Raw genomic sequence first — 14,951 nt, forward strand, 5'->3', positions numbered from 1 at the left:
CAAATGGCTAAAAAAGTTATAGGTCAAATAAAATTACAAATACCTGCAGGGAAAGCTACACCAGCTCCACCAGTTGGACCAGCATTAGGACAACACGGTGTTAACATAATGGGATTCACAAAAGAATTCAATGCTAAGACTGCAGATCAAGCTGGAATGATAATACCAGTTGTTATAACTGTATACCAAGATAGATCATTCTCATTCATAACAAAAACTCCACCAGCTGCAGTATTATTAAAGAAAGCTGCTGGTTTAGATTCTGCATCAGGAGAACCAAACAAGAAGAAGGTTGCTACTTTATCTTCAGCTAAGATAAGAGAAATAGCAGAATTAAAAATGCCTGACTTAAACGCTGCATCAGTTGAAACTGCAATGAGTATGATAGCTGGTACTGCAAGAAGTATGGGAATAGTTGTAGAAGACTAATTTAAAATTAAATTAGACACTTCTGTATAGAAGTGGGAGGTTGAAAAAACCGAATAATACCACAAGGAGGACATTTAAAATGGCTAAAAAAGGAAAAAAATACGTAGAAGCTTTAAATAAAGTTGATAGAACTAAATTATATGATGCTACAGAAGCATTATCATTAGTAACAGAAGTTGCTACTGCTAAATTTGATGAAACAGTAGAAGCTCACATAAAATTAGGTGTTGACTCAAGACATGCTGATCAACAAGTTAGAGGAGCAGTTGTATTACCTCACGGAACTGGTAAAACTAAGAGAGTTTTAGTTTTCGCTAAGGGTGCAAAAGCTACAGAAGCTGAGCAAGCTGGAGCTGACTTTGTAGGAGCTGAAGAATTAGTTCAAAAAATACAAGGTGAAAACTGGTTTGAATTTGACGTTATAGTTGCTACTCCAGATATGATGGGTGTAGTAGGTAGATTAGGTAGAGTATTAGGACCTAAAGGATTAATGCCAAACCCTAAATCAGGAACAGTTACTTTCGATGTAGCTAAAGCTATAGACGAAATAAAAGCTGGTAAGGTTGAATACAGATTAGATAAAACTAACATAATACACGTTCCAGTTGGAAAAGTATCTTTCGGTGGAGAAAAGTTAGCTGAAAACTTTGCTGCATTAATGGATGCTATAGTTAAGGCTAAGCCAGCTGCAGCTAAAGGACAATACTTAAGAAGTGTAGCAGTTACTTCTACTATGGGACCTGGAATCAAAATAAATCCAGCAAGAGTAGCAGAATAATAAAAATTGTTGACATAGATATTCAAAAATGTTAATATAACATATGTTGATATAAAAGAGAATAGATTTGCCGTAGACAGTAGGTGCTGAAAAGCTTAATATCCTGCCGAGGTTTTAGATAAATTGAAATTACTAAAGCTTTTGGTGTCTACTTTTGACTCAAAAGCTTTTTTAAATGAGATTGCGGCGAATACTAAACCTATTAGGTGAAGGAGGTGCACATCGAAATGAGAAAAGCTATAGAAGTTAAATCACATGTTGTTGCTGAAATAGTTGAAAAGTTACAAAAATCATCTGCTGCTGTTGTAGTTGACTACAAAGGATTAACAGTTGAAGAGGTAACTGAATTAAGAAAGAAAATGAGAGAAGCTGGTGTTGAATACAAGGTATACAAAAACACTTTAGTTAGATTAGCTGCTAAAGAGGTTGGTATAGAACAATTCAATGACGAGTTATTAGTTGGTACTAATGCGATAGCTTTCGGATACGAAGATCCTGTTGCTCCAGCTAGAATATTAAAAGAATTTATGGATTCTCATCCAAAAATGCAATTAAAGATGGGTGTAGTTGAAGGTGAATTCTACAACGAAACTCAAATAGCTGAGTTAGCTAGCATACCATCAAGAGAAGTTCTTCTTGCTAAATTACTTGGAAGCTTAAAAGCTCCAGTATCAAACTTTGCATACTTAATAGATGCAATAGCTAAAAAAGCTGAAGAACAACAAGCTTAATTGTCAATTTAGTTAAAATTATAAAATAATTTTACATTAATATTATTAAAAAACAAGAAAAAAATGCGGAGGTGCTTAAAATGACAATAGAACAAATATTAGAAGCTATAGAAAACATGAAAGTTTTAGAATTAAATGAATTAGTTAAAGCTGCTGAAGAAAAATTCGGTGTATCTGCTTCAGCTCCAGTTATGATGGCTGGTGCAGTTGCTGGTGGAGCTGCTGAAGAAAAAACAGAATTCGACGTAGTATTAGCTAGCGCTGGATCTTCAAAAGTTGGAGTTATAAAAGCTGTTAGAGAAATAACAGGATTAGGATTAAAAGAAGCTAAAGAAGTAGTTGATAACGCTCCTAAGACAGTTAAAGAAGGAGCTTCTAAAGAAGAAGCTGAGCAAATAAAAGAAAAGTTAGAAGCTGCTGGAGCTTCAGTAGAAGTTAAGTAGTTTTTCTTTTTAAGAGATGTCCCGATGGGGCATCTTTTTTATTTTGCAAAATTATATAATATAAAACGATAATTAATACAATTTATATTTGCTAAAAAACAAATATATACTTGATACAGAAAAGACAACACACAGAAAAAATTAATTTTAATGTGAAAAAAACATTTATTTTAATAAAATAAAAAAATATGTAAAAAAAAGAGAATTTAAGATTGGTATTTTGTGCATAATAAATAATGCATATTTTACAGCGTAAAGTACTTAAAATGAAATAAAAATAAATGATATAAGTTACATATTGAAAAATGCTTGACATTATGATAAAATTATTAGATGCGTTAGAATAAACTATGGTTTTATTTTTAATTATTGAGAGGTGAAAAGTGAATGCCACATCCTGTCACGATAGGTAAAAGAACTAGAATGAGCTTTTCTAAGATAAAAGAAATAGCTGATGTACCAAATCTTATAGAATTACAAGTAGATTCTTATAAGTGGTTTATCGAAGAAGGTCTAAAGGAAGTATTTGAAGATATATCTCCAATAGAGGATTACACAGGGAATCTTATATTAGAGTTTGTTGACTATTCTTTAGAGGATAAGCCTAAATATGATATAGAAGAATGTAAAGATAGAGATGCTACATATTGTGCACCTCTAAAAGTTAAAGTAAGACTTATAAACAAAGAAACTGGAGAAATCAAAGAGCAAGAAGTTTTCATGGGAGACTTCCCATTAATGACAGAAAAGGGAACTTTCATTATTAATGGTGCTGAGAGAGTTATAGTAAGTCAATTAGTTAGATCTCCTGGGGTTTACTATGCCCTAGAAAGAGATAAGACAGGTAAGAAATTAATATCATCTACTGTTATACCTAACAGAGGTGCTTGGTTAGAATATGAAACAGATTCTAATGATGTTATATCTGTCAGAGTTGATAGAACTAGAAAACAACCAGTTACAGTCTTATTAAGAGCATTAGGAATAGGAACGGATGCAGAAATCATCGATCTTTTAGGAGAAGACGAAAGATTAGCTGCAACATTAGAAAAAGACAATACTACTTCTGTTGAAGAGGGTCTTATAGAAATATACAAAAAGTTAAGACCAGGTGAACCACCAACAGTAGAGAGTGCATCATCATTATTAAATGCATTATTCTTTGATCCAAAGAGATATGATTTAGCTAAAGTAGGTAGATATAAGTTTAATAAGAAACTTGCTTTATGTTATAGAATAATGAATAAAGTATCGGCTGAAGATATAGTTAACCAAGAAACAGGTGAAGTATTTGTTAAAGCTGGTGAAAAAATAAGCTATGAAACTGCTGTAGAAATACAAAATGCAGGTATTAACGTAGTTAATTTATTAGTTGATGATGAAAAGAATGTTAAAGTTATAGGGAATAATTTCGTAGATATTAAATCTCATATAAGCTTTGATATAGACGAATTAAATATAAAAGAAAAAGTTCACTATCCAACATTAAAAGAAATAATGGAAGAGTATAGTGATGAAGAAGAAATCAAAGAAGCTATAAAATCTAGAATAAAAGAGCTTATACCAAAGCATATATTATTAGATGATATAATAGCATCTATAAACTATGAATTCAACATATTCCATAATATTGGAAATATAGACGACATAGATCACTTAGGTAACAGAAGAATAAGATCAGTTGGTGAGTTATTACAAAACCAAGTGAGAATAGGTCTTTCTAGAATGGAAAGAGTTATAAAAGAAAGAATGACTGTTCAAGATATGGAAGCTATAACGCCACAAGCGTTAGTTAATATAAGACCTGTATCTGCAGCTATAAAGGAATTCTTCGGAAGTTCTCAGTTATCTCAGTTCATGGATCAAACTAACCCATTATCTGAATTAACACACAAGAGAAGATTATCAGCATTAGGACCAGGTGGACTTTCAAGAGAAAGAGCTGGATTCGAAGTGCGTGATGTTCATCATTCACACTATGGTAGAATGTGTCCGATAGAAACTCCAGAAGGACCAAACATCGGTCTTATAAACTCATTAAGTACTTACGCTAAAATAAATGAGTTTGGATTTATAGAGTCTCCTTATAGAAAGGTTGACAAGGAAGCTGGTAGAGTTACTAATGAAATTCAATACTTAACAGCTGATGAAGAAGATTTATTCATAAGAGCCCAAGCGAATGAACCATTAGAAGAAGATGGAACTTTTGTTAATAACAGAGTTGTATGTAGAACTAAAAATGGTTTAGTTGAATTGGTAGCAACTAATAAAGTTGACTTCATGGATATATCTCCAAAGCAAGTTGTTTCTATAGCGACTGCTATGATACCATTCTTAGAAAATGATGATGCCAACCGTGCACTTATGGGATCAAACATGCAACGTCAGGCCGTGCCTCTAGTTAGAAGAGAAGCACCAATCATAGGTACTGGAGTTGAGTACAGAGCTGCTAAAGATTCAGGAGCAGTTGTAGTTGCTAAGAATGATGGTATAGCTGATAGAGTAACAGCTGATGAAATAATCATAAAAAGAGAAGATGGAAATAGAGATAGATACAAATTACTTAAGTTTAAACGTTCAAACCAAGGTACTTGTATAAATCAAACTCCTATAATAAATAAAGGTGACCAAATAAAACAAGGTGACGTTATAGCAGATGGACCTTCTACTGAACTTGGAGAAGTAGCTTTAGGAAGAAACTGTTTCATAGCGTTCATGACTTGGGAAGGTTACAACTATGAGGATGCTATCTTAATAAACGAAAGATTAGTTAAAGAAGATAGATTATCAACAATCCATATAGAAGAATATGAATGTGAAGCTAGAGATACTAAGTTAGGACCAGAGGAAATAACTAGAGATATACCGAATGTTGGAGAAAGTGCTATAAAGAACTTAGATGACAGAGGTATAATAAGAGTAGGGGCTGAAGTAGATTCAGGAGATATATTAGTTGGTAAGGTAACTCCAAAGGGAGAAACTGAGCTTACTGCTGAAGAAAGATTACTTCGTGCTATATTCGGAGAAAAAGCTAGAGAAGTTAGAGATACTTCATTAAAAGTTCCTCATGGAGAATCTGGTATAATAGTTGACGTAAAAGTATTCACTAGAGAAAATGGAGATGACTTATCTCCAGGAGTTAATGAATTAGTTAGATGTTATATAGCTAAGAAGAGAAAAATAACAGTTGGAGATAAAATGGCCGGACGTCATGGTAACAAAGGGGTTATATCTAGAATATTACCTGAAGAAGACATGCCGTTTATGGAAGATGGAACTCCTCTTGATATAGTTCTTAACCCGCAAGGTATACCATCTCGTATGAACATCGGACAGGTGCTAGAAGTCCATTTAGGACTTGCAGCTAAAACTTTAGGATGGCATGTTGCTACTTCAGTATTCGATGGAGCTAAAGAAGCAGATATAAGAAGTGCGTTAACTAAGGCTGGATACCCAGAAGATGGGAAATTAACATTATACGATGGTAGAACAGGTGATACTTTTGATAATAGAATAACAGTAGGATACATGTACATGCTTAAACTACATCACTTGGTTGATGATAAGTTACATGCAAGAAGTACAGGACCATACTCTCTAGTAACTCAACAACCATTAGGTGGTAAAGCACAATTTGGTGGACAAAGATTCGGAGAGATGGAGGTTTGGGCTCTAGAAGCATACGGAGCTGCTCACATACTTCAAGAAATACTTACTGTTAAGTCAGATGATGTTGTAGGACGTGTTAGAGCGTACGAAGCAATAGTTAAAGGTGAAAATATACCTGAACCAGGAATACCAGAATCATTCAAGGTTCTTATAAAAGAACTTCAAAGTTTATGCTTAGATGTAAAAGTATTAACTGAAGAAGATAAAGAGATAGATGTTAGAGAATCTTTAGATGCAGATGATACAACAGGTGAATTTGAACTTGATGTTATAGATAACATTAAAGAGTTAGAAGATAACCATATAATAGAAGAAATTGATGAAGATTTAGAAGAAAAAGATGAAGATGAAGATGAAGAAGATATAGAAAACGTAGATTTCGAAGAAGACGTAGTTTATGATGAAATAGACTATGATGATACGGAAGACTTTGATGTATAAATTTTTTATTAAAGCAAATATCAAATAGAAGGGAGAGAACTCCTTGTTTGAATTAAACAATTTCGAGTCGATAAAGATAGCATTGGCTTCTCCAGAAAAAATAAGACAATGGTCTAGAGGAGAAGTAAAGAAGCCAGAAACTATAAACTACCGTACACTTAAGCCAGAAAAAGATGGTCTATTCTGTGAAAGAATATTTGGACCTCAAAAAGATTGGGAGTGTCACTGTGGTAAATATAGAAGAGTAAGATATAAAGGTGTAGTTTGTGATAGATGTGGAGTAGAAGTTACGAAAGCTAAGGTAAGAAGAGAAAGAATGGGACATATAGAGCTAGCAGCTCCTATGTCTCATATCTGGTACTTCAAAGGGATACCAAGTAGAATGGGTCTTTTACTTGATATGTCTCCTAGATCTTTAGAGAAGATATTATACTTTGCTTCATATGTTGTAATTAATCCAGGAGAAACAGGATTAAATGCAAAGCAATTATTAACAGAAAAAGAATACAGAACTGCTGTTGAAAAGTATGGATACAATACTTTCACTGTAGGTATGGGTGCTGAAGCTGTAAAACAATTATTACAAAATATTGATTTAGAGCAAGAAAGTAAAGACTTAAGAGCTGACTTAAAAGATAGCACAGGACAAAAAAGAGTTAGAACAATAAGAAGATTAGAAGTGGTAGAAGCTTTCAAAAAATCTGGTAATAAGCCAGAATGGATGATACTAGAGGCTATACCAGTAATACCACCAGATTTAAGACCAATGGTTCAATTAGATGGGGGAAGATTTGCAACTTCTGATTTAAATGATTTATATAGAAGAGTTATAAACAGAAATAACAGATTAAAGAGATTATTAGAACTTGGAGCTCCTGACATAATAGTAAGAAATGAAAAAAGAATGCTTCAAGAAGCAGTAGATGCTTTAATAGACAATGGTAGAAGAGGTAGACCTGTAACTGGACCTGGTAATAGACCACTTAAGTCATTATCAGATATGTTAAAAGGTAAGCAAGGACGTTTCCGTCAAAACTTACTTGGTAAACGTGTTGATTACTCGGGACGTTCGGTTATAGTTGTTGGACCAGAACTTAAATTCTATCAATGTGGTCTTCCAAAGAAAATGGCTCTTGAATTATTCAAGCCATTTGTTATGGATAAATTAGTTAAAGAAGGATATGCACACAACATAAAGAGTGCTAAATCTATAGTAGAGAAAGTTAAGCCAGAGGTTTGGGATGTATTAGAAGACGTTATAAAGAGTCATCCAGTACTACTTAACCGTGCGCCTACTCTTCATAGACTAGGTATCCAAGCATTTGAACCAATCTTAGTTGAAGGTAAAGCTATAAAGCTTCATCCACTTGTATGTACAGCGTACAATGCCGACTTCGATGGTGACCAGATGGCAGTACACGTTCCTTTATCAGTTGAAGCACAAGCGGAAGCAAGATTCTTAATGTTATCTGTTAACAATATACTTGCTCCTAAAGATGGTACTCCAATAACTACTCCTTCTCAGGATATGGTTTTAGGATGTTACTACTTAACAATAGAAGCTCAAGGTGGAGAAAGAGGAACTGGAACAATCTTCAAAGATTATAATGAATTATTACTTGCTTATCAAAATCAAGCTGTTGAATTACATTCATTAGTAAAAATGAAAATAGTGCTTGAAGATGGAAGAAGTTCATTAGTTGAAAGTACAGTAGGTAGATTTATATTTAATGAAAATATACCACAAAACTTAGGATTTGTTGACAGAAATGTAGATGAATTTGGATTAGAAATAGATTTCTTAGTTGACAAAAAAGCTTTAGGTAAAATCATAGATAAGTGTTTCAGAAGACATGGTAATTCAGATACTGCAGTAATGCTAGACCATATAAAATCTTTAGGATTTAAATATTCTACAAGAGGTGGTATAACAGTTGCTGTTGCTGATATGAAGATACCAGAAGCTAAGAAAGCTTATATATCTGCTGCTGAAGAAAAAGTTGATAAATATGAAAAAGCATATAGAAGAGGTTTAATATCTAATGAAGAAAGATATGAAAGAGTTATAGAAACTTGGACAGAAACTACTGAAAAAGTTACAGATGCTCTTATGGAAAACCTTGATAGATTAAATAATATATTCATAATGGCTCACTCTGGAGCCAGAGGTTCTAAGAACCAGATAAGACAGTTAGCTGGTATGCGTGGTCTGATGGCCAATGCATCAGGTAAAACAGTTGAAGTTCCAGTTAAATCTAACTTCCGTGAAGGTTTATCAGTAATGGAATACTTCACATCATCACATGGTGCTAGAAAGGGTCTTGCTGATACAGCACTACGTACTGCCGATTCAGGTTACTTAACAAGAAGACTTGTTGATGTCAGTCAAGATGTTATAGTAAGAGAAGTGGATTGTGGAACTTTAGATATAACTGAAGTAGCTGCTATAAAAGATGGAAATGAAGTAATAGAAGAAATATATGACAGAATAGTTGGTAGATATACTATAGATGCTATAGTGCATCCACAAACTGGTGAAGTTATAGTTGAAGCTGATTCTATGATACAAGAAGATGAAGCTGATCAAATAGTAAAAGCAGGAATAGAACAAGTTGAAATAAGAACAGTTCTTAACTGTAAAACAAACCATGGAGTTTGTTCTAAGTGTTATGGTAGAAACCTTGCAACAGGTAAGGAAGTTAACATAGGTGAAGCTGTAGGTATAATAGCTGCTCAGTCAATCGGTGAGCCGGGTACACAGCTTACAATGCGTACTTTCCATACAGGTGGGGTAGCCGGTGGAGATATAACTCAAGGTCTTCCTAGGGTTGAGGAATTATTTGAAGCCAGAAAGCCAAAAGGTTTAGCTGTTATAACTGAAATATCAGGTAGAGTTGAAATAGACGAAACTGGTAAGAGAAAAGAAGTTGTAGTAATACCAGAAACAGGTGAAAGTGAAACTTATGCAATACCTTACGGATCTAGAATAAGAGTAAAACAAGGTCAAATGGTTGTAGCCGGAGATCCTTTAACTCAAGGTTCTATAAATCCACATGATATAGTAAGAGTACAAGGTATAGGTGGAGTTCAAGAATATATAGTTAAAGAAGTCCAAAGAGTGTATAGAATGCAAGGGGTTGACGTTAACGATAAGCATATAGAAGTTATAGTAAGACAAATGCTATCTAAAGTTAAGGTTGAAGATCCAGGAGATACAGATTTATTACCAGGTGGATATGAAGATGTATTAACATTCAACAAGTGCAACGAAGAAGCTATAGCTCAAGGACTAAGACCAGCTGTTGCTAAGAGAACATTACTTGGTATAACTAAGGCATCTCTTGCTACAGAATCGTTCTTATCTGCTGCATCATTCCAAGAAACTACAAGAGTTTTAACTGAAGCAGCTATAAAAGGTAAGGAAGATCACTTAATAGGTCTAAAAGAAAATGTTATAATAGGTAAATTAATACCAGCTGGAACAGGTATGAAGAGATATAAAAACATAGCTGTTGAAACAGTTGAAGATTAATTATATAAATACAGTTATTTATAACATAAAGAAATCTTGACAGAGATTATCTCTGGTGATAAAATGTAAAAGTGTGCAATTGAAAGTCGACTAAGAGCTTAATAGTTCTTAGTGGCTTTTAAATTGACTTTTAATAAATAGTTAAGAACTAGCAGGCACCAAACTGCAAAGAGCTAAAACCACATTGATTGTGTGTTAATAGACATTTAATTGTAAAGTAACGAAAGTTACTATGTATACTCAATATGATAATCATATTGATGTAGTTGGCGGTCATCAAGATCGAAATTTTTAAAAAGGAGGTGCATGTCATGCCAACGATTAACCAATTAGTTCGTAAAAAAAGACAAGCAATAGAAAAAAAATCTACTGCTCCAGCATTACAAAAAGGATATGATTCTTTACACAAGAAAATAACTGATGCAAGTGCTCCACAAAAAAGAGGAGTTTGTACTTCAGTAAAAACAGTTACTCCTAAGAAACCTAACTCAGCTTTAAGAAAAGTTGCGAGAGTTAGATTAACAAACGGAATAGAAGTTTCTGCTTATATACCAGGTGAAGGCCATAACTTACAAGAGCATAGTGTTGTTCTTATAAGAGGAGGAAGAGTAAAAGACCTTCCAGGGGTTAGATACCACATACTTAGAGGTACATTAGATACAGCAGGTGTTGATAAGAGAATGCAAGCTAGATCTAAGTACGGTGCTAAGAGACCTAAAGCTGCAAAGAAATAGTAAAAACTAACAATTGATTATATGTGCGGTGCTTTAAATATATATATAGATATTTATGGCATCACGGCATTTAAATTATGTCGAGTACCTATGATTTAAGATTTAATAATTAAGGAGGGAAGCAAAATGCCAAGAAAAGGTAATGTTCCAAAGAGAGAAGTATTAGCAGATCCATTATACGGAAGTAAAGTGGTTACTAAGTTAATAAATAATTTAATGATAGATGGAAAAAAAGGAAAGTCTCAAGCGATAGTTTATGATGCTTTCGCTGTAATAGCTGAAAAAACAGGTGAAGATGCTCTAGAAGTATTCAACAAAGCTATGGAAAACATAATGCCTGTATTAGAAGTTAAAGCTAGAAGAGTTGGTGGAGCTAACTACCAAGTACCAGTTGAAGTTAGACCTGAAAGAAGACAAACTTTAGGTTTAAGATGGCTAGTAAATTACACTAGAGCTCGTGGAGAAAAAGGTATGGTTGAGAAGTTATCTAAAGAGATAATGGACGCTGCTAACAATACAGGAGCTTCAGTTAAGAAGAAAGAAGATACACATAAAATGGCAGAAGCTAATAAAGCATTTGCTCATTACAGATTCTAATTAGTAGGATATAAAGATACCTTTAATAAAAAAGGGATATCATAAGGAGGAGAACCATGGCTAGAAAGTTTCCTTTAGAAAGAACTAGGAATATAGGAATCATGGCTCATATAGATGCAGGAAAAACTACTACTACAGAAAGAATCCTATTCTATACAGGGCAAACTCATAAAATAGGAGAAACTCACGAAGGAGCTTCTCAAATGGACTGGATGGAGCAAGAGAAGGAGAGAGGTATAACAATAACTTCTGCTGCTACTACTGCTGCTTGGAAAGACCATAGAATAAACATAATAGATACACCAGGACACGTCGATTTCACAGTTGAGGTTGAAAGATCTCTAAGAGTTCTTGACGGTTCAGTTGCAGTATTCTGTGCTAAAGGTGGGGTTGAACCTCAATCTGAGAACGTATGGAGACAAGCTGATAACTACGGAGTACCTAGAGTGGCATTCGTAAATAAAATGGACATCATGGGTGCAGACTTCTACAATGTTGTAGCTATGATGAAAGATAGATTAGCTGCTAATGCAGTTCCAGTTCAATTACCAATAGGTAAAGAAGACTGGTTAGAAGGTGAAGTTGACCTTGTAGAAATGTGTGCTCACATATACAAAGACGACTTAGGAGTAGAAATAATAAAAACAGATATACCAGAAGATATGAAAGAATTAGCTCAAGAGTGGAGAGAAAAGCTTGTAGAAGCTGTTGCTGAAACTGATGAAGAGTTAATGATGAAATATCTTGAAGGTGAAGAATTCACTGTTGAAGAAATAAAGGCTGCTCTAAGAAAAGCTACTATAGCATGTGAACTTAACCCAGTATTCTGTGGTTCTGCTTACAAGAACAAAGGTGTTCAGTTATTATTAGATGGTGTTGTTGATTACTTACCAGCTCCAACTGATATAGCTTCTATAAAAGGTATATTAGAAGATGGTGAAGAAGCAGAAAGACATTCATCTGATGAAGAACCATTCTCAGCTTTAGCATTCAAAATAATGACTGACCCATTCGTTGGGAAGTTAGCATTCTTCAGAGTTTACTCTGGAGTAATATCAAGTGGATCTTACGTTCTAAACGCTACTAAGAATAAGAGAGAGAGATTAGGACGTATACTACAAATGCATGCTAATACTAGAGAAGAAATAACTGAAGTATATGCAGGAGACATAGCTGCAGCTGTTGGATTAAAAGATACTACTACTGGAGATACTTTATGTGATCCAGGTCATCCAATCGTACTTGAAACTATGGAATTCCCTGAGCCAGTTATATCTGTTGCTATAGAGCCTAAGTCAAAAGCTGCTCAAGAAAAAATGGGTGTTGCTCTTCAAAAATTAGTTGAAGAAGATCCAACTTTCAGAGTTAGAACTGATGAAGAAACAGGACAAACTATAATATCAGGTATGGGTGAATTACACTTAGAGATAATAGTTGATAGATTATTAAGAGAATTCAAAGTTGAAGCTAACGTTGGAGCTCCTCAAGTTGCTTATAGAGAAACTATAACTCAACCAGTTGATATAGAATACAAGTATTCTAAGCAATCAGGTGGTAGAGGACAATACGGTCACGTTAAGATCAGAGTTAACCCTCAAGAACCAGGTGCTGGTTACAAGTTCGAAAACAAAACTGTTGGTGGATCTGTACCTAAAGAATATGTTGGACCAACTGATGCAGGTATACAAGGTGCTATGGCATCTGGTGTAGTTGCTGGATTCCCAGTTGTTGACGTTGCTGTTGAATTATACGATGGTTCTTACCATGAAGTCGATTCATCAGAAATGGCATTCAAAATGGCTGGTTCAATGGCTATGAAAGAAGCTTTAAGAAAAGGAAATGCTGTACTGTTAGAGCCTTACTTCAAAGTAGAAGTTGTTACTCCTGAAGATTACATGGGAGACGTTATGGGTGGATTAAACTCTAAGAGAGGTTTAATACAAGGTATGGAAGCTAGATCTGGTGCACAAGTTATAAATGCATTCGTTCCACTTTCAGAAATGTTCGGATACTCTACTGAGTTAAGATCATCTACTCAAGGTCGTGCAACTTACACAATGATATTCGACCACTACGAGCAAGTTCCAGCTTCAGTTGCTAAGAAAATAGCTGAAGGAAAATAATAATTTTTAAATAAAATAGTATAATAAGTAAGACGGAGTAAATACTCTGTCTTACATAAATATATATAGGGAGGTATTTCAAAATGGCTAAAGCTAAATTTGAAAGAAATAAACCACACGTTAATATAGGAACAATAGGTCACGTTGACCACGGTAAAACTACATTAACAGCAGCAATAACAAAAACATTATTCGATAGATATCAATTAGGAGAAGCTGTAGACTTTGCTAACATAGATAAAGCTCCAGAAGAAAGAGAAAGAGGGATCACAATCTCTACTGCTCACGTTGAATATGAAACTCCAAACAGACATTATGCTCACGTTGACTGCCCAGGACATGCTGACTACGTTAAGAACATGATAACAGGAGCTGCTCAAATGGACGGTGCTATATTAGTTTGTTCAGCAACAGATGGACCAATGCCTCAAACTAGAGAGCATATATTATTATCAAGACAAGTTGGTGTACCATACATAGTAGTATTCTTAAACAAATGTGATATGGTAGACGATGAAGAATTATTAGAGTTAGTTGAAATGGAAGTTAGAGACTTATTAAATGAGTACGAATTCCCAGGAGATGATACTCCAATAGTAAGAGGATCTGCTTTAATGGCATTACAAGATTCAGCTTCAGAGTGGGGAGATAAGATAGTAGATTTATTCAATCAAATAGATGAATATATACCAGCTCCAGAAAGAGATGTAGATAAAGACTTCTTAATGCCAGTAGAAGACGTATTCTCTATAACAGGAAGAGGAACAGTTGCTACAGGTAGAGTAGAAAGAGGAGTATTAAAGGTTCAAGATGAAGTTGAATTAGTAGGTTTATCTGAAGAGCCAAGAAAAATGGTAGTAACAGGAGTAGAAATGTTCAGAAAATTATTAGATCAAGCACAAGCTGGAGATAATATAGGAGCATTAATAAGAGGGGTACAAAGAAACGAAATCGAAAGAGGACAAGTATTAGCTAAGCCAGGAACAGTTAAAGCACATACAAAATTCATGGCAGAAGTATACGTTCTTAAAAAAGAAGAGGGTGGAAGACATACTCCATTCTTTGATGGATACAGACCACAGTTCTACTTTAGAACAACTGACGTTACAGGAGCTTGTAAATTACCAGATGGAATAGAAATGGTAATGCCAGGAGATAACGTAACTATGCAAGTTGAGTTAATAAACTCAATATGCGTTGAAGAAGGATTAAGATTCGCAATAAGAGAAGGTGGAAGAACAGTAGCATCAGGTGTTGTTGCTTCTATAGTTGAATAATCTTCGATTATATACGATTAATCAATAGATAAAAAGAGGGGGATAACCCCTCTTTTTTTGTATTATGAAAAAAAATACTAAATAGTAATAATATACTAGCTATATTTCGTTGACAATTGCGTTCAAATTTTATATACTAAGTTAGTGCTTTGATAGAGAAACAAGTCGAGTTTGGAACTAAGTTTTACATAAAAAAA

General features: G+C 34.3%; 10 protein-coding genes and 1 other annotated feature. All 10 genes read left to right on the forward strand.

What is annotated here, in order from left to right:
- Positions 1-3 precede the first annotated feature (3 nt).
- Positions 4-429: a 50S ribosomal protein L11 gene (gene rplK / locus NWE74_RS12150; RefSeq protein WP_026899723.1), complete on the forward strand. Its 426-nt coding sequence runs from the start codon at positions 4-6 to the stop codon at positions 427-429.
- 79 nt (positions 430-508) lie between these two features.
- Positions 509-1,207, forward strand: a complete 699-nt coding sequence (gene rplA, locus NWE74_RS12155) for a 50S ribosomal protein L1 (RefSeq protein WP_258243321.1) — start codon at positions 509-511, stop codon at positions 1,205-1,207.
- Between the two features lie 52 nt (positions 1,208-1,259).
- Positions 1,260-1,389: a sequence feature (ribosomal protein L10 leader region), on the forward strand.
- 45 nt (positions 1,390-1,434) lie between these two features.
- Positions 1,435-1,938, forward strand: coding sequence for a 50S ribosomal protein L10 (rplJ, locus tag NWE74_RS12160; RefSeq protein ID WP_258243322.1), 504 nt, complete (start codon positions 1,435-1,437; stop codon positions 1,936-1,938).
- An 80-nt stretch (positions 1,939-2,018) separates the two neighbouring features.
- The gene (gene rplL / locus NWE74_RS12165) at positions 2,019-2,381 is read left to right on the forward strand and encodes a 50S ribosomal protein L7/L12 (protein WP_092727869.1); all 363 of its coding nucleotides are present in this window, start codon (positions 2,019-2,021) and stop codon (positions 2,379-2,381) included.
- Between the two features lie 387 nt (positions 2,382-2,768).
- A complete protein-coding gene (gene rpoB / locus NWE74_RS12170; protein WP_258243323.1) occupies positions 2,769-6,491 on the forward strand; it encodes a DNA-directed RNA polymerase subunit beta in 3,723 nt (1,240 codons plus the stop codon).
- Positions 6,492-6,534: 43 nt separating this feature from the next.
- Positions 6,535-10,023, forward strand: a complete 3,489-nt coding sequence (gene rpoC / locus NWE74_RS12175; RefSeq protein ID WP_258243324.1) for a DNA-directed RNA polymerase subunit beta' — start codon at positions 6,535-6,537, stop codon at positions 10,021-10,023.
- A gap of 311 nt (positions 10,024-10,334) precedes the next feature.
- Positions 10,335-10,757, forward strand: coding sequence for a 30S ribosomal protein S12 (rpsL, locus tag NWE74_RS12180; protein WP_092727866.1), 423 nt, complete (start codon positions 10,335-10,337; stop codon positions 10,755-10,757).
- A gap of 126 nt (positions 10,758-10,883) precedes the next feature.
- Complete coding sequence (rpsG, locus tag NWE74_RS12185) at positions 10,884-11,354, forward strand: 30S ribosomal protein S7 (protein ID WP_092727865.1); 471 nt, start codon at positions 10,884-10,886, stop codon at positions 11,352-11,354.
- A 56-nt stretch (positions 11,355-11,410) separates the two neighbouring features.
- Complete coding sequence (gene fusA, locus NWE74_RS12190) at positions 11,411-13,477, forward strand: elongation factor G (protein ID WP_258243325.1); 2,067 nt, start codon at positions 11,411-11,413, stop codon at positions 13,475-13,477.
- Positions 13,478-13,560: 83 nt separating this feature from the next.
- A complete protein-coding gene (tuf, locus tag NWE74_RS12195; RefSeq protein WP_258243318.1) occupies positions 13,561-14,754 on the forward strand; it encodes an elongation factor Tu in 1,194 nt (397 codons plus the stop codon).
- Positions 14,755-14,951: the final 197 nt, after the last annotated feature.

The organism is Romboutsia lituseburensis, from assembly GCF_024723825.1.
In the GTDB taxonomy this organism is placed as follows: domain Bacteria; phylum Bacillota; class Clostridia; order Peptostreptococcales; family Peptostreptococcaceae; genus Romboutsia_F; species Romboutsia_F lituseburensis_A.

Coding starts and splice junctions, on each gene's coding strand:
- rplK (WP_026899723.1), top strand. CDS start 4: ATGGCTAAAAAAGTTATAGGTCAAATAAAATTACAAATACCTGCAGGG.
- rplA (WP_258243321.1), top strand. CDS start 509: ATGGCTAAAAAAGGAAAAAAATACGTAGAAGCTTTAAATAAAGTTGAT.
- rplJ (WP_258243322.1), top strand. CDS start 1,435: ATGAGAAAAGCTATAGAAGTTAAATCACATGTTGTTGCTGAAATAGTT.
- rplL (WP_092727869.1), top strand. CDS start 2,019: ATGACAATAGAACAAATATTAGAAGCTATAGAAAACATGAAAGTTTTA.
- rpoB (WP_258243323.1), top strand. CDS start 2,769: ATGCCACATCCTGTCACGATAGGTAAAAGAACTAGAATGAGCTTTTCT.
- rpsL (WP_092727866.1), top strand. CDS start 10,335: ATGCCAACGATTAACCAATTAGTTCGTAAAAAAAGACAAGCAATAGAA.
- rpsG (WP_092727865.1), top strand. CDS start 10,884: ATGCCAAGAAAAGGTAATGTTCCAAAGAGAGAAGTATTAGCAGATCCA.
- fusA (WP_258243325.1), top strand. CDS start 11,411: ATGGCTAGAAAGTTTCCTTTAGAAAGAACTAGGAATATAGGAATCATG.
- tuf (WP_258243318.1), top strand. CDS start 13,561: ATGGCTAAAGCTAAATTTGAAAGAAATAAACCACACGTTAATATAGGA.